We start from the raw sequence: 25806 nt of genomic DNA, 5'->3' as shown, positions 1-25806 counted from the left end.
AGTGATCAGTTTACAATTGTTATCGCTAAAAGAATTGATCTGATATACTTTATGTACACATTAGAGAAAACTGAATACTAAAAAACTGAATACTGAACACTAAAAAATTATGCTGAACAACTTCAAAATGACAATGCTTTCACTTCGTACCAGGATTTTCCTGTCGATGATTGTATTGATTGTTGTGGCATCTTTTTTATTGGCTTCGATTTCGATTATTCAGTTTAAGACTGAAGCCAAAGAATACCATCAAGAACGTCTCGAACGAAAAGAAAATGCGGTAAAAGAACACATCAATTATGTGCTTTCAACAACCACTTATCCGCTGAAAACCCAGAATTTGGATTTGATTTTTAAAGACAAAATCCACGAACTGGCGCAGATTCACAAAATCGAAATCAATATTTTCAGCCTTGACGGAAAACTGCTCAAATCTTCCAAAGAGTCTTTTGCGGTTGATAAAGTTGCTCCGCCAATTCCAGAATACATTCTAAAACTCGTTCGTTCTTCTATCGAAAAGCGTTTTGTAGACATTAAAACCATCGACGGAGTTAAAAACCGATCTTCATACAGTTTAATAAAAGACGAAAAATTCAAACCACTCGGAATTCTGAATCTTCCTTATTTAGAAGATGACGGTTATTACGACAATGAGTTGAACACTTTCCTGATCCGTTTAAGTCAGGTGTATTCTTTTATGCTGATTGTGGCTTTCGCGTTAGCGTATTTCCTTTCAACTTATATCACAAAATCACTAAAAACCATTTCCGATCGTTTGGAAGAAACCAATCTGGATCAGAAAAATGAGAAAATTGTTTTAGAAGCCAATAGTAAAGAAGTCAACTTCCTGATTAAAGCTTATAACGGAATGGTCGACAAACTCGAAAGCAGTGCGATCAAATTGGCGCAAAGCGAACGTGAAGAAGCTTGGCGCGAAATGGCGAAACAAGTCGCACACGAAATCAAAAATCCGCTGACACCGATGCGTTTGACGGTTCAGAGTTTTCAACGAAAGTTTGATCCGAACGATCCAAATGTCAAACAAAAGATGAATGATTATTCTGAAACCTTAATTCAACAGATTGATACGATGACTTCTGTGGCTTCGGCTTTTTCGAACTTTGCTTCGATGCCGGCTCAGCAGAACGAAACGCTGAATGTTGTTGAAGTTGTAGAATTGGCTTTGGATATTTTCAACGAAGATTATATTTCTTTTGAAAGTGAAGAAGAAGAAATTATCTCCAAAATGGATCGTACGCAGTTAATTCGTGTCATTACCAATTTAGTTAAAAATGCGACTCAGGCGATTCCAGAAAGTCAGTTTCAAAAATCAATTATTGTTACTGTAAAACGTCGAAACGATAATGTTGAAATCGCCGTAAAAGACAACGGAATCGGAATTCAGAAACAAGATACAAGTAGAATTTTCGAACCAAAATTTACTACCAAAACCAGCGGTATGGGACTCGGACTCGGAATTATAAAAAACATCATAGAAAATTACAAAGGAACAATTACCTTTGAGTCAACTTACGGAAAAGGAACTACTTTTAGAGTTTCTTTACCAATAACCAACTCTTAAAATTAGTGTTATGAGCTACGAAAATATTTTAGTTGCTATTGAAGAAAGAATCGCAACAATCACCATAAACAGACCCGCAAAACTAAATGCTTTAAACAAAGCTACGATTAGCGATTTAAGCAAAGCTGTTTCCGCATTGGGAAGCGATGAAAATGTTCGTGTCATTATTATAACTGGAACAGGCGAAAAAGCTTTTGTTGCCGGAGCCGACATTTCTGAATTTGCTAATTACAATGTTGTTGAAGGAGCACAATTAGCAGCCGAAGGACAAGAGGCTTTATTCGATTTTATCGAAAACCTAAGAAAACCAGTTATTGCAGCTGTTAACGGTTTTGCTCTTGGCGGAGGTTTAGAGTTGGCAATGGCATGTCATTTCAGAATAGCTTCAGATAATGCTAAAATGGGACTTCCAGAAGTAACTTTAGGATTAATTCCTGGTTACGGTGGAACACAGCGTTTACCACAATTGGTTGGAAAAGGCCGTGCGATGGAAATGATTATGACCGCTGCTATGATTTCTGCCGAAGAAGCAGAAAAATTCGGTTTGGTAAATCACGTAGTTTCTCAAGCAGAATTATTGTCATTTACGACCGTAATTGCTCAAAAAATAATCAAAAATGCTCCGTTTGCAATTGGAAAAGCCATAAAATCAATCAACGCCAACTTTAAAGATGGCAAAAACGGATTTGAAACTGAAATTAAATCTTTCGGAGAATGCTTCGGAACTGCTGATTTTAAAGAAGGAACAACGGCATTCTTAGAAAAAAGAAAAGCAGAATTTACAGGAAAATAAATTTTTCTTAACCGCAAAGTTCGCAAGGGATTACGCAAAGCACGCAAAGTTTTTTAAATTTCATTGTGTCCTTTGCGTAAATCTTTGCGAACTTTGCGGTTTAATATACACAAAGAGAGAAAAACTTAGCAGCTTAGTACCTCAGAACCTTAGCACCTTTAAAAAAAATGTACGAACCAATATTTGCCCTTTTTTGTGAACGAGTTAAAGAAAGCATCCAGTCTGGAACTTTCGCAAAACTGACTTTGGCTAAAACTATGGGCGATACCGATTTAAAAAACGTTTATTTCCGTTTGGTTTTAAACGAAGACAATACGTATTCTATTTCGCTTACTTTTCGCTATAAAACAGAAGAAATCGAAAGCGTTCATACTTTAGAAGAAGCGTTATTGATTTTGGGTTCACACATTAAAAAACCATTTTTAACCGCATTGTTATTTACAACCAATGATGACGTAACTTTTAAAGTAAACAAAAAGAATGCTGGAAGTATCATTGAACAAGCGCCGACATTTAAAAACGCATCGCCGGTAATGTTAGAAATGATTGAGAAGGGTATTGTTTAATGATGAATCGTTCCTACGGAACTCTATTTTTTTAATGTATATATCTCTCAACGGATTAAAATCCGTTGCTACAATATAACCGTTTCTACGAAAATTTATTTGAAATTTGAATTTAGGAAAGAGTCGTAGACTCGATATATTTTGTAGGGACGGATTTCAATCCGTCCACAAATAACGGCAAAAGATAAAGAGCCATTGGCTCGATACATTTTATAAGGGCAGATTTTAATCCGTCCTAAATTGATTATATAAATTTTGTGAATCTCTGCGAAACCTCTTTGCGAATCTCCGCGAAATAACCTCTTAAACCAGCTTTACAAACAAATTAGAAGCAATTTTATTCGAAATAGACAATTCCCTTTCATCAACTTTAATTTTAACCGATAAATCGAATGATTCGCGGGAAAGGAATTCGATTTTAGAACCCAAAGCAATTCCTTGTTTATCCAGATATTTCAAAAACTCCGAAGAAGTATCTTTTACACCAACACAAACACCAATCTGACCTTCGTTTAATTCAGAAAGCAATTGTTTTTCAATTTTAACAATACGTCCATTTGCATCTGGAATCGGGTCACCGTGCGGATCTTCTGTTGGATTTCCAAGAAAATCATCCAAACGGTTTATCAATTGTTCCGATTTGATATGTTCCAATTGTTCTGCAATATCGTGAACCTCATCCCAGCTGAAGTTTAGTTTTTCCACCAAAAAAACTTCCCACAAACGGTGTTTTCTCACAATCATTTTAGCGGCAAGCTTTCCGTTTTCAGTTAGTGAAACACCTTGATATTTTTTATAATTCACCAAATCCTTTTCAGAAAGTTTTTTAAGCATATCCGTTACCGATGAAGCTTTTGTCTCCATCATTTCCGCAATCGCATTAGTACTCACTTCCGAATCAGCAGCGGCCGTCAGGTGATATATAGATTTTAAGTAGTTTTCTTCTGAAAAGGTCATTCTTCTTTAAGGTTCTGAGGTTCTAAGATTCTGAGGTTCTAAGGTTTTCTTTTAGGTTTGAAAAAAAAACCTTAGAACCTTAGCCTCTCAGTAGCTTAGCGCCTCTCATTTAACAATCAACAAAGGTATTGAAATTTTATGTCTCAATTTGTCTACCGTTGTGCCAAAAAGAATATCTTTTAGTCCAGTGTGGCCGTGGGTTCCCATAACCAAGATATCGAAATTTCCATCGTTTATAATTTTCGGAATTACTTTGTTGGGTTTACCAAAACCGAGTTCTGTTTGAATCTTGAAACCTTTTTCGGTTAGCATATCTTTATATTGCAGTAAAAGCTTTTCGTCGATTGTAGTTTCGTGATCGTGAACATGAACACCGTACATCAATGCCCCGACAGTTTCTACAATATGGATTAAAGTATATTGAGCTTCAATTCCGCCTAATTCAAATGCTTTGTTTAAAGCGACTTCATCGGCATTCGAGAAATCAACAGAAATAGCTATATTTTTAATACTTTGACTTTCTTTTGGAGAAAATTTAAGTTTTAGATTATGTGGAGAGTGATTGACTGTTTTCAATTTTGCTTTTGCAATGAAAGGTTTAAAGATGATATAAAGTAATAAACCGGCAAGCCCTATCGCCAAGGGTACTACAGTTAACCACAAGATTATCGGATTATCTGAAGTTTCCAGCCAAGAAGTAATTTCGTCATAAACCAATTTGGCATTCAATGAAACGATGATCGAAGCAATGATCCAAGAAACCACCTGAGTCGTTTTTGAAATATGAAAACCGTTCATTTTCGATTTATCACTTACAAAATGGATCAGCGGAATAATTGCAAAACCAAGCTGCAGACTCAAAATAACCTGACTTAAGATTAATAATTTTCCGGTAACGCTTTCACCATAAATCAAAATCACGATAACGGCAGGGATAATCGCAATCAACCGAGTGATAATTCTACGAACCCAAGGTTGAATTCTAAAATGTAAATAACCTTCCATTACGATTTGCCCGGCAAGAGTTCCTGTAACGGTAGAACTTTGTCCCGCTGCGATAAGTGCAATGGCAAATAAAGCCGGCGCCCATTTTGTCCCTAAAAGCGGTTGGAGAAATTTATGTGCATCCTGAATTTCCGCGACTTCGTACATTCCATTTTTATGAAAGGTTGCTGCAGCGAGAATCAGAATCGCTGCATTCACAAAAAAGGCTAGATTAAGTGCTATTGTCGAATCGATGAAGTTGTATTTTAAAGCTTGTTTGATTCCCGCTGGAGTTCGGTCAAATTTTCTGGTTTGCACCAAAGAAGAATGCAGATAAAGATTGTGCGGCATAACCGTTGCTCCAATAATTCCGATTGCAATATACAAAGCTGCTGAATTTGGAATTGACGGAATCAAACCTTCCAAAACCTTATGCATTTCTGGTTCGGCAAAAATCATTTCGAAAATAAAAGAAAAGCCTATAATCGCAACCAAAGCAATAATGAAGGCTTCCATCTTGCGAATTCCTTTATTGATCAGGAAAAGTAGTAAAAATGTATCTAGAACGGTAATTAAAACTGCTTCGAGAAGTGGAATTCCGAAAAGAAGATTAATTCCGATTGCCATTCCGAGAACTTCAGCAAGATCACAGGCAGCAATCGCAATTTCGGCAAGGAAATATAAAACGTAGTTGATGTATTTAGAATAGGTTTCTCGAGAAGCCTGTGCCAAATCTCGCTGCGTTACAATTCCGAGTCTTGCACTTAAGCTTTGTAACAGCAAAGCCATTAAGTTACTCATCAATAAAACCCAGACAAGAGTATAACCAAACTGACTTCCGCCGGCAATGTCTGTCGCCCAGTTTCCTGGATCCATATAACCAACGCTGACTAAATATGCCGGGCCTAAAAAGGCTAAAATTTTTCTAAATCCTGTTTTTTTATGTTCTGTTGAGACAGATTCGTGTACCTCTTCTAAAGATTTACCCATTGTAAAAGTATTGTTTTCACAAATATATAGAAAAATTATATTCGCGAAACAATATTTTTAGACGAGTCTAAAAGTTAAATGTTAGAATTTAAACATTTCGGGCATAATCCCGAAAGCGTAAAGTTGATCTCATTTACTTTATAATTATGCGGCATAATGTAACTTGGTTTTACACTTTCCAGACACGTAATTTCATGACAGTTTTCACAGCTGAAATGAGCATGATTATGAATGTGTACACGCTGATGCGAATGATTGCATTTTGCATATTTTACCGTTCCGTCTAGATTCGAAATTTTGTGAACAATATCTTCGTTTACGAGACGATCAAGAATTCTATAAATAGTAACGCGATCGCAGACATCGTTCAATTGTTTTTGAATTTCGGTGTGAGACAGCGCAGTTTTAGATTTGTCAAAAACCTCTAAAACGGCCGTCCTTGCTGTGGTGTTACGTGTAGTTTTCATTTTATTTTGAATTAAAAAATTAACGCAACAATGTTGCAATTGATTTTATTGTGTATATTTGCAACAAAATTGCATTAAACAAATGTACAGATAATGAAGAAAATAACCTCATCCTTTTACGATATTTTAGGAATTTCAAGCGCCACTATTTGTCTTGTTCATTGTTTGATTTTTCCACTTTTAACAATCCTTCCTTTGGGCTTAAGTCATAATCCAATTATCGATTTACTATTTGCTTCGATAGGCTTATTTGCTGTTTTCAAAATTACGAAAAAATCAACTCTTTTGGTTTCTTCAATTTTGATAGTTTCAATGGGATTAATCTGGATTAGTATTTTGACAGATCTTCTTTTAGAAATACATCTCGATCTTATTTATTTTGGAGGAATCGGAATGATTATCGGGCATTTGATTAATTACAAATTACACAGAAAACAAAATCATTAAAAGCATTAGTTATGGAACAAAAGAATTTTGATGTAATTATCATCGGCGGAAGCTACAGCGGATTATCTGCCGGAATGAGTTTAGGACGTGCTCTGCGTCAGGTTTTAATTATCGACAGTGGACTGCCTTGCAACAGACAAACACCGTATTCTCATAATTTTATTACACAAGATGGTGAAAAGCCCGCTGTAATTTCTGCGAAAGCCAAACTTCAGGTAGAATTGTATAAAACGGTGCAGTTTTATAACGGACTTGCGGTAAAAGCACTCAAAACAGAAAATGGTTTTGAAATCACAACCGAATCTGGAGATGTTTTCACGGCTCGAAAAGTATTATTTGCAACTGGCGTAAAAGATTTGCTTCCAGAAATAAAAGGGTTTGCAGATTGCTGGGGGATTTCGGTTTTGCATTGTCCGTATTGTCATGGTTACGAAGTTAAAAATGAAAAAACAGCGATTATTGCAAATGGAGAAATGGGATTTGAATTTGCCAAACTGATTTCAAACTGGACAAAAGACCTGAGATTATGCACTAACGGAAAATCAGAACTAACATCAGAACAGACCGAAATCCTGAAGAAAAAAGGCGTTTTGATTTTAGAAGAAGAAATAGAGGCTTTCGAACACAATTTGGGTTATGTTTCAAATATCATTTTCAAAAATGGAGAAAAAATAGATGTAAAAGCTATTTACGCCAGAGTTCCGTTTGAACAGCATTGTTCGCTTCCAAAAGATTTAGGCTGTGAAATAAACGAACAAGGCTATTTGAAAGTCGATTTTATGCAGAAAACCAACATTCCGGGAATTTATGCAAGCGGAGATGCAACAACTCAAATGCGTTCTGTGGCTTTGGCGGTTTCTACAGGATCTTTCGCGGGAGCGGTAATTAATAAGGAGCTTATCGACGAGGATTTTTTATAGTTTTTTAAACCATATAAGTCATATAAGTTCATTTAAACTAAAAATAAATTTACTTATATGACTTATATGGTTTGTTTTTTTAAATCTAACATATTGAATTCAATCCGTTTGAAAATTTTTGATTTTAGAATAATCATTTGTCAAATTTAATTTTTAGATTTGTCTAAATTTAATTTTATAATAATGAAATATTTATTTTTGACAATATTAATACTCACTGCTAAAAACATTTACTCTCAAAACATTTCTGGAAAAGTAGCATCATCAACTCCTATTGTTCAAGAAATTAAAGTTTCTTTGTTAAATACCAACTTTAAAACTCAAACCGATTCTTTAGGATTTTATAAATTGGAAAATGTTCCGAATGGGAATTATAAAATCGTTGTGACCTCGACTGGATTCAAATCTGTAACCCAAAGAATTTCAGTACTCGAAAATGAAAATTTAAATCTTGATTTTGAATTACAGGAAGACAACAACGAATTGAACGAAGTTGTGGTTTCAGGAACTTTAAAACCTGTAAAACGATTAGAAAGTGCCGTTCCGGTTGAGGTTTATTCTCCAACCTTTTTCAAGAAAAACCCAACGCCGAGTATTTATGATGCGCTTCAAAACATAAATGGCGTTCGTCCGCAGTTGAATTGTGGTGTCTGTAATACTGGAGATATTCATATAAACGGATTGGAAGGTCCATACACTTTGGTTATGATCGACGGAATGCCAATTGTGAGCAGTCTTTCGACGGTTTATGGTTTATCTGGAATTCCGAATTCTTTGGTTGAAAGAATCGAGATTGTAAAAGGCCCTGCTTCGTCTCTTTACGGAAGTGAAGCTGTCGGCGGTTTAATCAATATTATTACTAAAAACCCAACCAATGCGCCGACTTTTTCTGCGGATTATTTTACGACTTCTTATTTTGAAAGTAATCTCGATTTGGGTGCGAAGTTTAATGTCGGCAAAAAAGCAATATCGCTTATTGGTGTAAACTACTTTAATTACGATCAGGTTATCGATAAAGACCATGATAATTTTACCGATGTCACGCTTTCTGAACGTATTTCGGTTTTCAATAAATGGAGTTTTCAACGAAATCACAATCGCCTTTTTACCATTGCGGCACGCGGAATGTACGAAGACCGCTGGGGCGGAGACATTCGTTGGGAAAAGAAATATCGAGGCGGAGACGAAATCTACGGAGAAAGCATTTATACGAAAAGAGCCGAATTGATCGGAAGTTATCAATTACCTTTTGAAGAAAAACTAATGCTTTCGTTCTCAGGAAACGTACATTATCAAGACAGTCGATACGGAACAACTTCTTATATCGCCAATCAGAAAATTGGATTTTTGCAATTGACTTGGGATAAAAAGATTGGAAGAAACGATCTTTTGGCTGGAATCGCAAGCCGTTATACATATTACGATGATAATACACCCACAACAAAAGAAGCTGAAAACACTTGGCTTCCTGGGATTTTTGTTCAAGACGAAATTACATTTTCTCCAAAAAGTCAGGTTTTGTTAGGAATGCGATATGATTACAACTCCATTCACGGATCAATTTTTACACCACGATTTGCATATCGATTTAAAGCTAATGAAAACACGATTTTCCGACTAAATGCTGGAACAGGATTTAGAGTTGTGAATTTGTTTACTGAAGATCACGCCGCGCTTACAGGCTCACGCGATGTTGTGATTGCTAACAATCTGAATCCAGAGAAATCGGTAAATGTAAATTTGAATTATATTCAGAAAATCAATTTCGGAAATGGCACTTTTATGGGAATCGAGACTACGGCTTTTTACACGAGATTCAGTAATAAGATAATTTCAGATTACGAATCAGATCCAAATAAAATCATTTATGATAATATTGATGGTTATGCATTGAGTCAGGGAATCAGTACGAATGTTGATTTAAATTTTCCTTCGGGATTAAAATTTATTTTGGGTGCGACGGTTTTAGACAATAAAAATGTGCAGGACGGCATTTCTGAAAGACCTTTTTTAACAGAAAACTTTACGGGAACTTGGAGTATTTCGTATAAAATCCAACCTTGGAATTTGTCGTTAGATTATACAGGAAATGTTTATAGTCCTATGAAATTGCCTTTGCTGAGCGAAACCGATCCGAGAAGTCCGAAATCGCCTTGGTACAGTATTCAGAATATTCAGTTTACGTATTCTGGGTGGAAGGATTTTGAAGTTTACGGCGGCGTTAAAAATTTGCTGAACTTTACACCAAAACAAAATAATCCGTTTTTGATTTCGAGAACGAATGATCCATTTGATAAAAATGTGCAATATGATTCGGCTGGAAAAGTTTTGGTTACGCCTGATAATCCGTACGGTTTGACTTTTGATACGACTTATGTTTATGGACAAAACCAGACTATTCGAGGATTTTTGGGATTGCGATATACTTTTAGATAAAGATTCGTTTGCCACGTATTACACGAATTTTTTTGCCACAGATTTCACAGATTAAAAGGATTTTATTTATTGCTGTGTTACCCTGAGCAGAGTCGAAAAACGTTCCAATTGGACGTGGCTTCGACTCCGCCCAGCCTGGCATAGAAAATTTGTGCAATTTGTGGCAAAAAAATCCTTTTAATCTGTGAAATCTGTGGCAAACAACAACAATAAAAACAAATGAAAAAGCTATTTCTACTCATTCTTTTCTCGGGAATAACTTCAACAGGATTCTGCCAGTTAAAAGGCAGGACTTTTGAAGAAGTAGACAGCTTACAGCAAATTCAAAAACGAAAAATCATCGTTTTTATTCATACCGATTGGTGTCAGTTTTGCCAGCGAATGAAAGCGACAACTTTTAAAAATCAGGAAATTATCGAGAAACTGAGTTCTGATTTTTACTTTATTGATTTTAATGCCGAGGAAAAACGAGACATTACTTTTCAAAACCAAACATTCAAATACAAACCAACGGGAAATAATGTCGGCGTTCATGAACTGGCTTTACAGTTGGGAACCATCAACAAACAAATTACTTATCCTGTTTTGTGTGTTTTGAATGAAAAGAATGAGATTATTTTTCAGTACAATTTTTATCTCAGCCAAAAGGATTTTAAACAGCTTTTGGAGAAACTAAAAGAATAAAATTCCTATTTTTGAGAATGAATTCTTCGCAAATCCCACATTTCGATTACATCTTTACAGGAACCGGGCTGGCATCTTTAATGACGGTTTATAAAATGATTTTATCTGGAAAATTTACTGATAAATCAATTTTACTGCTTGATCAGGATGCAAAGAAAACCAATGACAGAACCTGGTGTTTTTGGGAAAAAGAAAAATCAGTTTGGGATTCTGTTATTTCTAAAAAATGGGATTCTGCTTTGTTTGCTAATGCAAATTTTAAACGAGATCTTGAAATAAATCCATATACTTATAATAAAATCAGCGGATTAGATTTCTACACTTTTGTTTTTGATGAAATCTCAAAATCTCAAAATATTACTTTCTTAAACGAAAAAGTAACCGACATTAATGAACTCGAAACACATGTTTTTGTTGGAACCTTAGAAAACCGATACACTTGTAATTTTCTTTTAAACAGTATTTATACAAAGGCTTTCGCCGAAAATCAGAGCAAATTTCCCGTTTTGCAGCAACATTTTGTGGGTTGGTTTATAAAATCGGAAAATGAAGTTTTTAATCCCGATGAAGCCACTTTCATGGATTTTTCGGTAGAGCAAAAAGGGAATACGAGATTTATGTATGTTTTACCGACTTCTAAAACCGAAGCTTTGGTAGAATATACTTTGTTTTCGGAAAAACTGCTTCCGATTGAAGAATACGAAAATGAAATTGAGCTTTATCTTCAAAAACTGGACGCATCACAATTTGAAATTATCGAAAAAGAGCAAGGAAGTATTCCAATGACTTGTTTTCCGTTTTGGAAAAAGAATACGAAGCGTGTTTTAAGTATCGGCACGGCCGGTGGATGGACAAAGGCAAGTACGGGTTATACTTTTAAAAATTCAGATAAAAAATCTTCCGAGTTAATTGAGTTTCTTCAAAAAGATAATTTCGAAATGAAAGACTTTCATAAAAAATCCAGATTTTGGTTTTACGATTTACTGCTTCTGGATATTCTGTATCGTTATAACGAGCTAGGAAGTTCGATTTTTTCTTCATTATTCAAAAAAGGAAATCCGAAACTGATTTTTAAGTTTTTAGATGAAGAAACTACTTTTCTTGAAGATGTTAAAGTTATTTTAAAATGTCCCAAAATTCCATTTTTAAAAGCGTTATTTAGAGTGATTTTTCTTTCAAACAAATTCAACTCAAAAACATAGCCTTTGAAAAACATTACTTTAGGAATCAGCTTCTTTTTTACACTCTTCTCTTTCGGACAGGTTTCTTTCAACAAAGCACAAGATGCAATTGTAGAAGAATATTTAACCAATTGTGCCGAAAAACACGATTACAATATAGAAATGGCCAAATGGCAGGCCTGTCTTGATGAAGGTTTAAAAAAAGACAGTACTATCGCTCAATTATGGCAGTTAAAAGCGATGCCGTATTTTAAATGCAAAAAGTACGAAATCGGAATGCCTTATCTGGACAAAGCAGTTCTTTACAATAAGCAGGAATGGCTTCCTTATCGAGGATTTATAAAATGTATTTTTGCCAAAACATACAAAAGCGCCATCGCCGATTTTGAGGAATGTATCAAACTGTATGGAAACAGTTATGTTATGGATCATACCTATAACTTTTATACCGGACTTTGCTATTTACAGCTCAACGAATATGAAAAAGCGGAAAAGTGTTTTGATGATTATGTAAACGACATCTATAAAAACAGAAGTCAATTGGAACATCCTACAGCCTATTTTTATCAGGCAATTGCGAAATATGAACTCCAAAAGTTAGACGAAGCAATTGCAATTTTTGATAAAGCACTAAAAATCTATCCTCAATTTTCTGATGTAAAGTTTTATAAGGGAATCTGCTGGTATAAAAAAGGCAGACCAAAAGAAGAAATTATGGCTTTAATAAATGAAGGGAAAGAAGATGCTAAAAAAGGATTTACTATCAATGAAGACAATACGGTTTATGAAACTTATCCGTATCAAAAGAAAAAATAATAAGTAAGGCAATCTGCGTCATATTTTTCTTCTGACTATTTTTAAATTATTCTCATATACCATTTTGAGAACATCTTTTTATTTATCGAAAAAAAGCATTAACGTCTTTAAATTTAAACTGTTTAATGGAAATTAATGCTTTGTTTCGTTTAGGTAAAAATGTCTTATTGTTATATTTTTAATGCTTTTAGTGGACTTAAAATAAAGTAACACTATTTAGATTTGTTAATTCCGTAATAATATAAAACTAGTTTCTTTTTTAAAAAGATAAAATAGGATTATTATCATCGGCTATTTACGATAATGAGTAATATTTATAGGTTACATGGGAATTAGCAAGCGCTTAGATTTTGATATGGAAACAAAATCTATTGGGAAGATTTGTAAAGCACTAGGACATCCAACACGAATTCAGATCATGACTCTTTTATGGAGAAGGAATAACCGGACTTGCGGTGAAATAGTTGAATTAATACCTCTGGCACAATCTACAATATCAAAGCATTTATTAGAATTGAAAAAAGCTAATCTTGTAAATGTTAAAAACGAAGGAAAGAAAACAATTTATTCAATAGGGCTCGATAATATTCAAATATTAAAAAAATACATAACGAGTTATCTTTCTACAATTGAAATTCCAGAACACAATAAAAAAACCATTTTAACCACCAGGCATCAGGTTAAGGGCAGAAACAGTCATTTGAAAAAGTATAATTATCAATTTCCACATAAAAACATAAAGGAGAATCTGGGTGATTAAATAGCTTTCATCTTAAAAGACAGGTTTTATTCGAAATATATTATTTAACTATAACAAAACTTTATACTTCAAATTAAGTAGTTGCGAGTAAACTTTGTAACTTTGCAAATCAAAAGTAAAATTTAAAAGAATAAAAATATGTATCCACAAGAAATGGTGAAACCAATGGAAGCTGAATTAACAGCTGCAGGTTTTCAAGATTTACATAGTGCTGAAGCTGTTGAGAATGCTATCAAAGCTGAAGGTACCACTTTAGTTGTTGTAAATTCTGTTTGCGGTTGCGCTGCAAGAAATGCACGTCCGGGAGCTAAAATGAGTTTAGAGGGAGCTAAAAAACCGGATCACTTAATCACTGTTTTTGCAGGAGTTGACAAAGAAGCTGTTGATGCTGCAAGACAACACATGTTTCCTTTTCCTCCATCTTCGCCATCTATGGCTTTGTTTAAAAACGGAGAATTGGTTCACATGTTAGAGCGTCACCACATCGAAGGACGTCCAGCTGAAATGATCGCTGAGAACTTGCAAGATGCGTTTAACGAGTTTTGTTAATTTTTTTTAAGCTTCTAAGTTGCTGAGGTACTAAGTTTCTAAGTTTTAGGGACAGAGGTTCAAAGTAACAAAGCGACAAAGATTTAGAAAAGCACCATTTGGTGCTTTTTTTATGCACTAAAGCTAAAAAAACCTTTGTCACTTTGTTACTTTGCAACTTTGAGCCTTTTTACCTATTTTTGCAAAAAAATATATTCTAAACTTAAAAACTGTTTATAGCATGCAACTGTATAACACTTTAAGCGCAGAAGAAAGAGCCATCATGATCGATGATGCAGGTAAACAACGTCTTACGTTGTCTTTCTATGCGTATGCCAAAATTCAAGATCCAAAAAAATTTCGCGACGATTTATTTATTGCCTGGAACGCACTCGATGCACTTGGCCGAATTTATGTTGCCACAGAAGGAATAAATGCTCAAATGAGTATTCCGGAAGAAAATCTGGAAGCTTTTAGAGCGACTTTAGAAGTTTACGATTTTATGAAAGGCATTCGTTTGAATGAAGCCGTAGAACATGATGATCATTCGTTTTTAAAATTAACGATCAAAGTACGTGACAAAATAGTTGCAGATGGTCTTAACGATGAAACTTTTGATGTAACTAATATTGGCGTTCATTTAAAAGCCAAAGAATTCAACGATATATTGGATGATCCAAACACAATTGTAGTAGATTTTAGAAATCACTACGAAAGTGAAGTAGGACATTTTAAAGGCGCCATTACTCCAGATGTTGAAACTTTTAGAGAGAGTTTGCCAATTATCAACGAACAGCTTAAAGATCATAAAGACGATAAAAACCTCGTAATGTATTGCACAGGCGGGATCCGTTGCGAAAAGGCGAGCGCATACTTTAAACATCAAGGTTTCAAAAACGTGTACCAGCTGGAAGGTGGAATCATCAATTACAAAAAACAACTTGAAGAAGAAGGTTTAGAAAGTAAATTCATCGGAAAGAACTTCGTATTTGATAATCGTCTGGGCGAAAGAATTACAGACGATATTATTTCGCAATGCCACCAATGCGGAAAACCTTGTGATAATCACACGAATTGCGAGAACGACGGTTGTCACTTATTGTTTATTCAATGTGATGAATGTAAAGCAGCAATGGAAAACTGTTGTTCTACAGAATGTCTGGAAATTATCCACATGCCTTTGGTTGACCAGGTTCGTTTAAGAACCGGAAAACAAGTTGGAAATAAAGTGTTCAGAAAAGGAAAATCTGAAAACCTGAAATTCAAACATTCAGGCGAACTGCCGGAAACGGCTTTGGCAACAGCACAAAAAGCAGCGGATATTCGTCAGAAAATAAAAATCAAAAAAGTGTTACTTGGAAAAGCAGAACATTACTACGTTAAAGCGCAAGTAGCACAATTTACTATAGAAAACCACGAACTTAATGCTGGAGACAAAATCTTAATTTCCGGGCCAACAACTGGAGATCAGGAAATGGTTTTAGAAAAATTAGTAGTAAACGGAGCAGAAACTCAATCTGCTAAAATTGGTGATAAGGTTACTTTTGAAGTTCCTTTCCGTATTCGTTTGTCAGATAAATTATATAAAATTGTAAATTAACATTCAACGTTACAGAATACTACATAACCCACGGTTTAAACTGTGGGTTATTTTTTTTAAATAAATTGCTGCGAATAGTTTTTAAAATATAAACCATGATTTAAATCATAAAATGTAATCTACGACCATATTATTTTTGCCGATTGTTAAGACTAGATTCGAAAAACGAATATAACCAATGGTTTAAGCCTTGGAAACACAAAGCAAAAACAATGACACTTACCAACAAAATCGAACTAATGGCTCCAGCAGGGAGCTTTGATTCGTTACAAGCTGCACTTGATAACGGAGCCGATTCTATTTACTTTGGTGTTGAACAGCTGAACATGCGTGCACGTTCGACAGTAAATTTTACGATCGAAGATTTACCAGAGATTGCTAAACGCTGCGAAACCAAAAATGTTCGAAGCTATTTGACATTAAACACCATAATTTACGATCACGATTTATCGGTTGTAAAAACATTATTAATTAAAGCCAAAGAAGCTAATATTACAGCTGTAATTGCGTCTGACCAAGCTGTAATTGCAATGGCGAGGTCTATTGCAATGGAAGTGCATATTTCGACACAGTTGAATATTACCAATATTGAAACAATCAGATTCTATAGTTTATTTGCTGATACAATGGTTTTAAGTCGTGAATTAAGTTTACGTCAGGTCAAGAAAATCACTGAACAAATTGAAAAAGAACAAATCAAAGGGCCAAACGGAAATTTAGTCGAAATTGAAATTTTTGGTCATGGCGCTTTGTGTATGGCGGTTTCAGGTAAATGTTATTTGAGTCTGCATTCACATAATTCATCTGCCAATCGAGGTGCATGTAAGCAAAACTGCCGAAAAAAATATACTGTTATAGATCAGGAAACTGGTTTTGAAATCGAATTGGATAATGAATACATGATGTCGCCAAAAGATTTATGTACAATCGATTTCTTAGATCAGGTTATAGATTCTGGAATTCAGGTTTTAAAATTAGAAGGACGTGGACGCGCACCGGAATATGTGGCAACCGTCACTAAAACCTATCGCGAAGCTATTGACGCCTATTATAAAGGAACTTTCTCAAAAGAAAAAACAACAGTTTGGATGGAAGCTTTAAACACGGTTTATAATCGCGGCTTTTGGTCTGGATATTATTTGGGTCAAGAACTAGGGGAGTGGAGCGATATTCCAGGTTCTGCAGCGACTCAGAAAAAGGTTTATGTGGGGAAAGGAACTCATTATTTCCCAAAAGCAGAAGTTGGACAATTTAAAATTGAAGCTTACGATATTAAAGTCGGCGATAAAATTCTCGTTACAGGTCCAAGTAGAGGCGCTCAGGAAATGATTATTGAAGAAATGTTTGTGAACGATATTGCTGGAGAAAAAGCAACAAAAGGTGACGATTGCAGTTTGAAACTTCCATTTAGAATCAGAATGTCAGACAAACTATATAAAATTGTAGAAGCGTAATGGTTATTATCACTTTGCAAAGAGACAAATGCATTGGCTGTAATTATTGTGTCGAAATGGATCCGGTTCACTTTCAAATGTCAAAAAAAGACGGAAAATCGGTTTTGTTACATTCGCAGAACGCAAAAGGATTTTTTACTTTAAAATCGCCAAATCATGCGATTGTAGAGAGTTGCGAATTGGCGGCAAAAGCTTGTCCGGTTAAGATTATTACGGTTAAGGAAACTTAATTAAGACTATTAATAATCTGATATTAATTCTTAATCTATATAATGATTTCCATGATATTTTTTTCTTGCCTGTTTTATATAATAACAAAATATCAGGCCTTCTAAATCCATATTTTCGGAATTAATTTTATTCTCAATTCATTCGTCAACGTCTGCTATAGTTGAATCAGCATTTAAATTTTCTGTCAAATCTTTTGCCGGAAATTCTTTTAGAACATGTTATTACAATTATCCCACATTCTTCATAGAATTTTATTTTTTCAAAAGTTTCATTATCAATTGAACAGGAAAAATATGTTTTATGATAATTTCGGGCAACAAGACTTATAATTTCTTCTTCTTTTTGTATTTCCAGCCACGCATCTGTACCCATTATGAAATATAATGGAGCACCTCCATCCATTGAACAATCTATTAATTCTTCAATTTCATTATTAAATAGATTAATAATAAGTTTGTCTCCCAGACAAATACAATACGGCTATTTTTTCATTTTCTTCAAAATTAATTTATTACGTTTTCTATTGAAGATATTACTGCTTTATAAAAATTAAGACTTCTTTCCGCTAGTATCATACCTTTTAAATGATTTTCATACAAGTGATCATCAAGATTATAAATTCTATTGTTTAAAGGATTAACTAATAATAATCGATTAAATAATTCTTCATCAATATTTTGGTTTGTTATAGTTTTAAAAATTCCTTTTTTCCAGCATGAATTGTCTGTGATGATAGGAGGAGTGAGCAATTCTCTCGATATATTTTCAATATTACAGGATAAAGAATTGTATTTAGATTTGAAAAAACATACAAGTAATGCATTTTTAAATGGACCGATTTTCATTCTTTCAGAAAAAACCTGGCCAAAATAATAACCGTCTGTTGTTTTTAAATAAAATAAATCTCCTTTTCGAGGCCATTTACTTGATTTTTCTTCGTTGTACAAAACAGTTGTTTTTTTGTCTTCCATTTTCATAAATTATAACATAATGAAATTACTCCTCATCATAGTTGTTTATTTCATTTTCAATGATTTGAAAACCTTGACTTTTTTGTATTAATAAACGTCTAATTCGTGAACCATAAAACCCGTTTTTTTAGCAGATTTACCAAAGATTTTTTCTGTATTAAAATTTTCTGATTTCGTTTTTAAATTATTTATTAGAATTTTATATTCTAAATTTCATCAAACAGAACTTTTTGGTAACGATTTAAATAGACATTTTCTTCAATACTTTCGCCATTTGAAATCTGTTCTGCAATTCTCTGTTGAAACTCAATTTCTTCTTTTAAAAGATTGTTCCAGTATTCACGTTTTTCGGAGAAATTTTCATAATAATCCAGAATATCAATCAGTAATAAAAAATTGTAAAGAGCATATTCTGATTTTTGAGACGCATGTATGCAGTTCTCAAATCCGCTGATAATGTTGATTTCCATTGGTTCGAGTTCTTCAAAATTGTCTGCATATTCGTCAATTTCAGCATTATAGTTTTTTAATGCATCTTTAAAATATTGAAGATTATTATTTTCTAAATCACTAAGTGTTTTATCTTCTTCAATTTCAATTTTTAAATGATGTTTGATACATTCTTTAGCATTGGGCAATAGAAAAAATAGCCTGATAAAAGCTTTGCTAATACTTTTTCTTTGACTTAGATCAAGCTGCAATAATTTATTTTCTAAAAAAGCAGTATGCTTCGAGATTACAGATACAATATCAAACATCATTTTATGTTTTTTAAGTTTAACTTTTACTATTTGTGAATTATTTTAATGAATATCTTTTTTGTTGTTTTCCTTTTTGGTTTCAAATTGTCATATCACTCAAAAAATACTTTAAAACAATCTTAATTTATTTAATAATTGCTGATCTTTTTTTGCTAAAGGTCTTATTTGTTCGGCCTTTTTTAAACTTTCAATTGCTCGATTTATATTTATCAGCTTAGATTTTTCTGTTTTGTCAGTATTTGATTTTGCTATGAATTTATTGGCCTGATCTATAAGTTTTTGATATGTTTTCCAGTCTTTTGGTGTAAGATGAGCAAATGGATCAATTTTTTGAGGCCTTGGTTTTATATAATCTACGGCAAAATCAATTTCTTCCTGTGTTGCAACTTTAGAATTGAAAGCCTCAAAATTTGCAAAATTATCAGCATTATTTTCAAACCATAATTTTGCTTTTTCAGAAAAGAAAGTATAACCCACACCCTCACTATTGAAAATGTCATTTTCTGTCCATGAGTTTTCAATAATAAAAAGATCTTGATTGCTTGAAACATTTCTTTCTCTTCGGCCTGTTAGTGTTTTATTGTCCAGTTTTAAGCACCAAATTTTTTCCATTTTTTCGACAGTTTCCGGACTATGTTTTTGTCCAAAAATATAATTTTCCGGATCGCCTCCATTTGGGAATACTTTAGGATTATCTCCATTTAAATCCCATTTTGTCCAATCTAAATTGACAATTTTATGGAAAAAAGTTTTTTGATATTCAAAACCTTTTAGATCCGACTTTTCTAATTTTTGTTTCAACGTGTCGGAAATTAAAATCATTCTTGCCCAAGTATAAATTGGTGGAACAAATGGACCTGTACGGTCTATCAAAATTTTTGATTCATCTTTTTGGTCAGGATATGCAAAGCCTACAAGCAGAGCATCGCCATAATCACCCCAAGGCATTTTTTTGTTCCTAAAAATGAAAAAATTCATATTGCTTTATTGTATGATGACTCTTAAAAACATAACATCCTTTGAAAACTACCCTTTCAGAATTTTACTTTTTTCACTTTCAAATTCTTCCGAAGTCAAAATACCGGCATCCAGAAGTTCTTTTAAATCCATTAACGCTTTTTTCTTTGCCTCCATTGAGTTTGAAGAATCTGTATTTGATGCTTGAACTGGTTGTGCTGTTTGAATTGGATTTACAACAGTTCCCGAAGGAGCGTATTTCAGGATTAGTTCTGTAATTTCATTGAAACCTTTTACGTTTGAGTAATCAATCGCTTTTTGTTCTTTTACGTTTACGATTGAAGCATCGGCTTTGTTGTCTAAGAGATATTTTACAACATCTTTTTTGCCATTGGCTGCGCTGTAATGCAATGGTGTATTTCCAGACTCGTCCTGAATGTTAATATCTGCTCCGGCTTCAATAAGTAATTTTACCATGCTCAGATTTCCTTTTTTTGTCGCTACATGCAAAAGAGTTTCTCCGCCATAGCTGTAAGAGCTGTTTAGTGTAAAACTAGATTCGTTGGCAATGCTGGATGCACTTGTAATCCAGTCCAGATAATCATTCATTGATGAAGTATCGCCAGCAGCAGGTTTGCTGTAATTAACATCGACTCCATTTTCTAGAAACAAAGCCACAATTTCTTTTTGATTATTTGCGCAAGCGTACCAAATAGGCGAGTAGCCATTGTTGTTTGATGTAAATACATCGGCTCCTCTTTCTACTAATAATTTAGCAAGTATTCTGTTGGTTTCGTAACAAGCAATTAAAAGTGCGTTTTCGCCAGAATGATTTACGTGATTTACATCTGCGCCATTATCAAGAAGCAATGTTACCATAGGAATTGATTTGGTATAACAGGCGAATAATAAGGGAGTATTTCCTTGTTTATCTGTTATATTAATATCGGCACCTTTGTCTAAAAGCAGTTGAATAATTTCTCTGTTTAGTTTTGTTGAAGCTAGTATTAGTGGACTTTCTCCGTTGTTATTCAGTAAATTAACATCTATTCCTGCTTCAAGCAACTTTGTTGCAATTTCGACTTGAGCAGTTTGAGCTACCAGATGCAGCAGGCTATTTCCGTATTTATCATTCTTAGTAATTTCTGCCCCGTTTTCTAAAAGATATAAAGCAGTTTGTTTCTGTTTTTGAAGACAGGCAAAGTATAAAGGTGTTTCTCCCTGATGATCTTCATAATTAATATCGGCGCCTTCTTCGGTTAAAATTTTTACAATATCCAGATAACCTCTGTGTGCAGCATAATGAAGTGCAGTTCTTCCTCTTTCGTCAGTATATTTTACATCGACTTCTTTATTTTGAAGCAGTAATTCGGCTATTTTTCTGTTCCCGTTTTCGCAGGCCACTATAAATGACATTGACATGTATAAAGTTTTTTAAGTAAATAATCAGTTTTATTGTTTCATTAAAAGTTCAACCGTTTTTATTTTAAGGTTGTCTCCAGATGCCAGCATTAATGCCGTTTCATCTTTATCGTTTGTAATCGAGATATCGGCACCCTGATCTAATAATAGTTTTACTTTTCTGTATGTTTCTTTTGCCATTTCGGCATCATAGTTCACATTATATGCACAGACTTTGTGTAAAAGAGTGTTGCCCTGATTGTCTTGTTCGTTTACATCTAAAGAAACATTCTCTAAAACAGATTTTAAAATACCTGATTTCTTCTCAACAATATAATCAATACCTGATTTTGGATTTCCATAATATTGCGCGCAGTGATTTAAATCGGCTCCATCTGACAATAATCTTTGTAATGAATTCAGATCGTATTCAGAATCCGACATCATTCGAATATACTCTGTAAGTAAAGTTTTTCCGTTTTTATTTATAGTATTAAAATTGGCTGATGATGATTCTGCTAAAAGTTCATACATCGGTATAGAAAACTGTTCGGCCGCAGCGTAATAAAAAGCACTGTTTTCCTGATTATCAGTTTCATTAGGATCCGCACCATTTTCTAATAAGAACTGCAAGACGTCTTTTCTGTTTCTTTTTACAGCGAGAATTATTGGAGTTGTCCCCACTATATTCTTTTCGTTAATATCAACACCGTTATCAAGAAGTATTGATATGTATTCTTTGACTTTTTCAGTTTCTAAGCCGTACGTATTTAATATTTTATGAATGAAATTTTCTCCGGCATTATTTTTAAACTGAGTACTGCATCCGGAATCTTCTATAAGCGATTTTATAATTTTTGGAGAAACACCTTTTTCAAAAAAATAACCTAGTAGTGTTTGATCGCTGATTTCATCATTAACATTGTCAATTCTTGACATTAATTCTTTAAAAAAAGATAACGATTCATCATCATCTTTTACAGATCTGGTCAGTGAATTAAAAAATGATCTTTCAAAACTGTCCAATTCGTAAATATCAGTTTCAATAAACCCCGCTTTTATTAATCTGTCGAAAAAGTCAATTTCTTTAGCTTCAAAAATTATAGAAGTAATTTGAGAAAAATTGTTTTTAAGATACTGATCGTTAAATTTCTCTCCGTTGTTCAGGCATTCTCTTGCCTCATCAAATTTTTTTTGAAATAGAAAACTTTCAATTTGGTTTTGTGCTTGCATTTTGAAATATATTTTTAGAAATAAGGAATAAGTTTTATACAGTTTGTTTGAAATGACTGGGTTTTCAAACGGCGCTGTAAGATAAAACATAAAAATCGCAAATATATTTCAGTATAAAAAGTAAAAGTGACTATTTACGGCATAAAACGAACATAATAAGCCATTTTAGAAAAATTATAACATTTAGAAATGATGAAAGACATAAAAAATAATTTAAGAACCATAAGTTTCGGCTTTAACTTTACTCAAATCTGAAATCATGATTTGGTAATTTTCATGCTTTTGTACTTGATTAAGAAAATGTAGAGAAGAAAGTGTTTTTTCTTTTACATCTTCTAAAATATAACCGTTTACTTTTAAGTTCGTAAAGCCAATAGCTACAATTGCATTATGGTCGTGAATTATAAAATGTAAATTTTTGTTATCTTTCTTTTCATCATAATTATAACTTTCAATATTAATTTGATCAATGAGCTGAATAAGATAAAAATTGTTAGAATCATCTTTCCGTAAAAAATTTTCAGCTTCCATCATGGCATCAAATCCGGCATCATTTCCAAACGGAGAATAAAAATCACTTATACTGAAATAAAAATCATTTTTAAAGTAATCATTGAAGGAAGGATGCACAGTTTCTTGATTTATACCAATTTCTGTGTCATAAAAATGTTGTTTAATATATCTGGTAATATCTTCCCATTGTTCTAAATTGGGTAAATGACCTTCATAATAGTTTTTAAAAATAGCTAAACAATCTGCCTGAGAAACATTTTCAATCCCGTATTGCGAGAAACCATTTTCGAATTCCAGTCTTATTTCAAGAGTAAACAGGTTTTTATCAGTAATTATTCCCTGTAAATAAATTGCATCATTATTGGAAGGCTTATTATTTAGAATAATAAAATCGTCATTTTTTTTAGATTTAAGGATTTCGTATTCAATAATATCAAAACTTTTAACTATGATTTCTTTTTCATTTCTGCTTGTTATGATTGAAAATTTCATTTTTATATTTTAGATATTTTAAATTGTTTTTTAATGAAGGAATTGAGATAATTTTTCAAAACTAGGTTTATTTGTTTTGAGTCACAAAATTTGAATCTTAAAAAACCACAATTTTTTATTTAACACCCCTTTAGAATAATCTATAAATGGCAAAATAAAAAAAATACTATCTTTACCGATCAAACGTTTATGAACTTAAGCTGCATTCTGGCAGCACTACATATATAATTATGGCATGTACAAGTTGTTCAACCTCAGATGGCGGCGCGCCTAAGGGTTGTAAAAATAATGGGAGTTGCGGCACCGATAGCTGCAATAAATTAACGGTTTTTGACTGGCTTTCGAACATGAGCCCGTCTAATGGAGAGGCGATTTTTGATTGTGTTGAGGTTCGTTTTAAAAACGGACGCAAAGAATTTTTTAGAAATTCAGAGAAATTAACTTTAAGTATTGGCGATATTGTAGCAACTGTTGCTTCGCCTGGACATGATATTGGAATTGTTACTTTGACAGGAGAATTGGTTAAAATTCAAATGAAGAAAAAAGGAGTTAATCCGGATAGTAACGAAGTGCCAAAAATTTACAGAAAAGCATCTCAAAAAGATATTGATATCTGGTCTACAGCACGTGACCGTGAAGAACCCATGAAAGTTCGCGCACGAGAACTGGCGATTCAGCATAAACTGGAAATGAAAATTTCAGACATTGAATTTCAGGGAGACGGATCGAAAGCAACGTTTTATTATACGGCAAACGACAGAGTCGATTTTAGACTTTTAATTAAAGATTTTGCTAAAGAATTCAGTACCAGAGTCGAAATGAAACAAGTTGGTTTCCGTCAGGAAGCGGCTCGTTTGGGCGGAATTGGTTCTTGCGGACGTGAGCTTTGCTGTTCGACATGGCTTACAGATTTTAGAAGTGTCAATACATCGGCAGCGCGTTACCAGCAATTATCACTTAATCCGCAAAAATTAGCCGGACAATGCGGTAAATTAAAATGCTGTCTAAACTATGAATTAGATACTTACATGGACGCATTAAAAGATTTTCCGGATTACGATACTAAACTTGTGACCGAAAAAGGAGATGCTGTCTGCCAAAAACAAGATATTTTTAAAGGCTTAATGTGGTTTGCTTACACAAATAATTTTGCAAACTGGCACGTTTTAAAAATCGATCAGGTAAAAGAAATTATATCTGAAAACAAACAAAAAAACAAAGTTTCTTCTTTAGAAGATTTTGCGATCGAAGTTACATCAGAGCCTGAAAAAGACTTTAATAACGCAATGGGTCAGGAGAGTCTTACTCGTTTCGATCAGCCAAAAAGAAAGAAAAAGCCAAATCGCAAAAAGAAACAAAATGCTGAAAGTGCAGTTGTTGAAGCACCGGTAAAAACAAAACAGGCAAATAACAACAACAATAACAAGCCTGCGGGAGGAAACCCAAACCAGCAGAATAAACAGAACCCAAATAAACCAAATCATAAGAACAAGCACAAAAATTCGAATAATTCAAACAATCCGAATAAGCAGAATTCAAATGATAATAAACCAGCTGAACCTAGAAAACCTATAATTATCACAAAAAATGAGAATAAAAAATAGCGGGATTCTTCTTTTGGCAGCGATACTTCTTTTTTCGTGCGATAAAAAAAGAGTATTCGATGAGTACAAATCTGTGGGAAGTGCCTGGCACAAAGACAGCGTTGTAACCTTTGACCTGCCAGTTTTAGACTCTACCAAAAAGTACAATTTGTTTGTAAATTTGAGAGATAACAACAATTATCCTTTCAATAATTTATTTTTAATTGTGGCTATTGAAACACCAAGTGGTTTTACAAAAGTAGATACTTTAGAATACCAAATGGCAAACCCAGACGGTACATTAATGGGAAATGGTTTTACTGATATTAAAGAAAGTAAACTATACTACAAAGAAGATGTGAAGTTTAAAGGGAAATACAAAGTTCATATTAAACAAGCTGTGAGAGAATCTGGTAAAATTCCTGGAGTCGAGGCTTTAGAAGGTATTACAGATGTAGGTTTTAGAATAGAACAAAAAGATTAGAAAGATTAGAAAAAT

General features: G+C 33.6%; 26 protein-coding genes. 16 read left to right on the top strand and 10 right to left on the bottom strand.

Going from position 1 to position 25806, the window contains the following annotated elements; all coding sequences use genetic code 11:
• The first annotated feature begins 166 nt into the window (after positions 1–166).
• The 3 genes from ABD859_RS05085 to ABD859_RS05075 all read left to right on the top strand — a co-directional run bounded on the left by ABD859_RS05085 (position 167) and on the right by ABD859_RS05075 (position 2941).
• Positions 167–1582, top strand: coding sequence for an ATP-binding protein (locus tag ABD859_RS05085; protein ID WP_345143861.1), 1416 nt, complete (start codon positions 167–169; stop codon positions 1580–1582).
• A 10-nt stretch (positions 1583–1592) separates the two neighbouring features.
• A complete protein-coding gene (locus ABD859_RS05080; RefSeq protein WP_345141163.1) occupies positions 1593–2375 on the top strand; it encodes an enoyl-CoA hydratase/isomerase family protein in 783 nt (260 codons plus the stop codon).
• 167 nt (positions 2376–2542) lie between these two features.
• Positions 2543–2941, top strand: a complete 399-nt coding sequence (locus ABD859_RS05075; protein ID WP_345141161.1) for a hypothetical protein — start codon at positions 2543–2545, stop codon at positions 2939–2941.
• 303 nt (positions 2942–3244) lie between these two features.
• Here ABD859_RS05075 and ABD859_RS05070 read toward each other — a convergent pair whose 3' ends face one another.
• From ABD859_RS05070 to ABD859_RS05060, 3 genes are all read right to left on the bottom strand, one after another.
• On the bottom strand, positions 3245–3898 hold the full coding sequence (locus tag ABD859_RS05070) for a metal-dependent transcriptional regulator (RefSeq protein WP_345141158.1): 654 nt from the start codon (positions 3896–3898) through the stop codon (positions 3245–3247).
• A 105-nt stretch (positions 3899–4003) separates the two neighbouring features.
• A complete protein-coding gene (locus tag ABD859_RS05065; RefSeq protein WP_345141155.1) occupies positions 4004–5872 on the bottom strand; it encodes an Nramp family divalent metal transporter in 1869 nt (622 codons plus the stop codon).
• 74 nt (positions 5873–5946) lie between these two features.
• Complete coding sequence (locus ABD859_RS05060; RefSeq protein ID WP_345141152.1) at positions 5947–6339, bottom strand: Fur family transcriptional regulator; 393 nt, start codon at positions 6337–6339, stop codon at positions 5947–5949.
• 93 nt (positions 6340–6432) lie between these two features.
• On the opposite strand from ABD859_RS05060, the gene ABD859_RS05055 reads away from it, so the two are divergent.
• The 11 genes from ABD859_RS05055 (at position 6433) to ABD859_RS05005 (ending at position 17395) form a co-directional block, all read left to right on the top strand.
• Positions 6433–6786 (top strand): MerC domain-containing protein, encoded by a 354-nt coding sequence (locus ABD859_RS05055; RefSeq protein WP_345141149.1) that lies wholly within the window; start codon positions 6433–6435, stop codon positions 6784–6786.
• 11 nt (positions 6787–6797) lie between these two features.
• The gene (locus tag ABD859_RS05050) at positions 6798–7706 is read left to right on the top strand and encodes an NAD(P)/FAD-dependent oxidoreductase (protein ID WP_345141146.1); all 909 of its coding nucleotides are present in this window, start codon (positions 6798–6800) and stop codon (positions 7704–7706) included.
• A gap of 183 nt (positions 7707–7889) precedes the next feature.
• On the top strand, positions 7890–10142 hold the full coding sequence (locus ABD859_RS05045; RefSeq protein ID WP_345141143.1) for a TonB-dependent receptor: 2253 nt from the start codon (positions 7890–7892) through the stop codon (positions 10140–10142).
• Between the two features lie 219 nt (positions 10143–10361).
• Positions 10362–10826, top strand: a complete 465-nt coding sequence (locus ABD859_RS05040) for a thioredoxin family protein (RefSeq protein WP_345141140.1) — start codon at positions 10362–10364, stop codon at positions 10824–10826.
• A gap of 17 nt (positions 10827–10843) precedes the next feature.
• Complete coding sequence (locus ABD859_RS05035) at positions 10844–12028, top strand: lycopene cyclase family protein (protein ID WP_345141137.1); 1185 nt, start codon at positions 10844–10846, stop codon at positions 12026–12028.
• 3 nt (positions 12029–12031) lie between these two features.
• Positions 12032–12823 carry a tetratricopeptide repeat protein gene (locus ABD859_RS05030; protein WP_345141134.1) on the top strand — a complete coding sequence of 264 codons (792 nt, stop codon included), beginning with the start codon at positions 12032–12034 and terminating at the stop codon, positions 12821–12823.
• Positions 12824–13178: 355 nt separating this feature from the next.
• A complete protein-coding gene (locus tag ABD859_RS05025) occupies positions 13179–13583 on the top strand; it encodes an ArsR/SmtB family transcription factor (RefSeq protein ID WP_345141131.1) in 405 nt (134 codons plus the stop codon).
• A gap of 138 nt (positions 13584–13721) precedes the next feature.
• On the top strand, positions 13722–14132 hold the full coding sequence (locus tag ABD859_RS05020; protein WP_345141128.1) for a BrxA/BrxB family bacilliredoxin: 411 nt from the start codon (positions 13722–13724) through the stop codon (positions 14130–14132).
• 220 nt (positions 14133–14352) lie between these two features.
• A complete protein-coding gene (gene trhO, locus ABD859_RS05015) occupies positions 14353–15711 on the top strand; it encodes an oxygen-dependent tRNA uridine(34) hydroxylase TrhO (protein WP_345141125.1) in 1359 nt (452 codons plus the stop codon).
• Positions 15712–15923: 212 nt separating this feature from the next.
• Positions 15924–17165: a peptidase U32 family protein gene (locus ABD859_RS05010; RefSeq protein WP_345141122.1), complete on the top strand. Its 1242-nt coding sequence runs from the start codon at positions 15924–15926 to the stop codon at positions 17163–17165.
• Positions 17165–17395, top strand: a complete 231-nt coding sequence (locus ABD859_RS05005) for a ferredoxin (RefSeq protein WP_039118414.1) — start codon at positions 17165–17167, stop codon at positions 17393–17395. The genes ABD859_RS05010 and ABD859_RS05005 overlap by 1 nt, the downstream gene beginning before the upstream one ends.
• 166 nt (positions 17396–17561) lie before the next feature.
• On the opposite strand, the gene ABD859_RS05000 is transcribed toward ABD859_RS05005, so the two are convergent.
• The 7 genes from ABD859_RS05000 to ABD859_RS04970 all read right to left on the bottom strand — a co-directional run bounded on the left by ABD859_RS05000 (position 17562) and on the right by ABD859_RS04970 (position 23724).
• Positions 17562–17798 (bottom strand): hypothetical protein, encoded by a 237-nt coding sequence (locus tag ABD859_RS05000; protein ID WP_345141119.1) that lies wholly within the window; start codon positions 17796–17798, stop codon positions 17562–17564.
• Between the two features lie 101 nt (positions 17799–17899).
• Positions 17900–18367, bottom strand: coding sequence for an Imm26 family immunity protein (locus ABD859_RS04995; RefSeq protein ID WP_345141116.1), 468 nt, complete (start codon positions 18365–18367; stop codon positions 17900–17902).
• Positions 18368–18573: 206 nt separating this feature from the next.
• Entirely contained in the window at positions 18574–19128 is a 555-nt protein-coding gene (locus ABD859_RS04990; protein WP_345141112.1) for a hypothetical protein, read from the bottom strand.
• A gap of 108 nt (positions 19129–19236) precedes the next feature.
• Positions 19237–20106 carry a hypothetical protein gene (locus ABD859_RS04985; protein ID WP_345141109.1) on the bottom strand — a complete coding sequence of 290 codons (870 nt, stop codon included), beginning with the start codon at positions 20104–20106 and terminating at the stop codon, positions 19237–19239.
• 48 nt (positions 20107–20154) lie between these two features.
• On the bottom strand, positions 20155–21507 hold the full coding sequence (locus ABD859_RS04980; RefSeq protein WP_345141106.1) for an ankyrin repeat domain-containing protein: 1353 nt from the start codon (positions 21505–21507) through the stop codon (positions 20155–20157).
• A 30-nt stretch (positions 21508–21537) separates the two neighbouring features.
• On the bottom strand, positions 21538–22719 hold the full coding sequence (locus ABD859_RS04975) for an ankyrin repeat domain-containing protein (protein ID WP_345141103.1): 1182 nt from the start codon (positions 22717–22719) through the stop codon (positions 21538–21540).
• A 213-nt stretch (positions 22720–22932) separates the two neighbouring features.
• Positions 22933–23724, bottom strand: a complete 792-nt coding sequence (locus tag ABD859_RS04970) for a hypothetical protein (protein ID WP_345141100.1) — start codon at positions 23722–23724, stop codon at positions 22933–22935.
• A 230-nt stretch (positions 23725–23954) separates the two neighbouring features.
• On the opposite strand from ABD859_RS04970, the gene ABD859_RS04965 reads away from it, so the two are divergent.
• Entirely contained in the window at positions 23955–25328 is a 1374-nt protein-coding gene (locus ABD859_RS04965) for a PSP1 domain-containing protein (protein ID WP_345141097.1), read from the top strand.
• Positions 25312–25791, top strand: coding sequence for a gliding motility lipoprotein GldH (locus ABD859_RS04960; protein WP_012022977.1), 480 nt, complete (start codon positions 25312–25314; stop codon positions 25789–25791). The genes ABD859_RS04965 and ABD859_RS04960 overlap by 17 nt, the downstream gene beginning before the upstream one ends.
• Positions 25792–25806 lie beyond the last annotated feature (15 nt).

This window comes from Flavobacterium ginsengiterrae (assembly GCF_039539785.1).
Lineage (GTDB): Bacteria > Bacteroidota > Bacteroidia > Flavobacteriales > Flavobacteriaceae > Flavobacterium > Flavobacterium ginsengiterrae.
The sequence above is the reverse complement of the archived record's forward strand: the minus strand, read 5'-3'. Positions and strand labels throughout refer to the sequence as shown.